At 48.9% G+C, this 1,005-nt stretch carries 1 protein-coding gene; it reads left to right on the forward strand.

Going from position 1 to position 1,005, the window contains the following annotated elements; genetic code table 11:
- Positions 1–1,005, forward strand: a 1,005-nt coding sequence (locus tag R7P72_RS26310) for an AMP-binding protein (RefSeq protein WP_318111223.1), incomplete at both ends; no start/stop codon positions are given.

Below are 1,005 nucleotides of genomic sequence, written 5' to 3' on the forward strand. Positions count from 1 at the left end.
TGAGCAAGTGTCCATCGTCCAACAATGGCTGATTGCAAATGGTGTCGGCAAAGGAGATGTCGTGGCGGCCTACTTGCCCTACCTTCCTGAGACCGTAATCGCGATGCTCGCGACCACCAGCCTCGGTGCTATTTGGACATCGACCTCTCCAGACTTTGGCGTCGACAGCGTGTTAGAGCGTTTCGGTCAAGTGACACCCAAAGTATTGTTTTGTTGTAATGGCTACCAATTTGGCGGCAAGATCTTCGATATGACGCAAAAAAACCGAGCGATTAGCAGCAAACTCGGAAACACCATCAGCGTTTGCCAAATTGACTATTTAACGCCAAGCAGCGAATTAAAACCAAGAGACGAACGATCCGACTCCGACTTCGTCACATGGAACGAGTTGTCTGAACACATTGCTCCACAAGCTATTCGCTACCAACCAGTACTGTTTAATGACCCGTTATTCATTTTATATTCGTCAGGAACCACAGGGCAGCCTAAGTGCATTGTCCATTCCGTAGGTGGAACCTTACTCAATCATTTGAAAGAACATCAGCTGCACTGCGATGTAAAACCTCTCGACAAGGTTTTCTACTACACCACTTGTGGTTGGATGATGTGGAACTGGCATGTTTCTGCACTCGCGAGCGGTGCCACGTTGGTGATTTACGACGGTAGCCCCGTGTACCCCGACCATTCTGTGCTTTGGCGCTTGGCGGAAGAACAGTCGGTGTCACTGTTTGGTACCTCTGCAAAGTATCTCGAAGCGCTTGAGCAAGCCAATTATTCGCCTCGGTCAGAGCATAATTTGGATTCGCTGAAGACCTTATGCTCCACAGGTTCCGTGCTCTATCCTGAGCAGTTCAGTTACGTTTATCAACATATCAAACAGGATTTACACTTAGCTTCCATCGCAGGCGGAACCGACATTTGTGGCTGCTTTGTTCTTGGTAACCCGATCTCTCCCGTCTACAAAGGGGAATGCCAAGGTGCGGGGCTCGGTAACAATGTAAAAGT

The organism is Vibrio sp. Vb0888 (assembly GCF_033338835.1).
Classification (GTDB): Bacteria; Pseudomonadota; Gammaproteobacteria; order Enterobacterales; family Vibrionaceae; genus Vibrio; species Vibrio alginolyticus.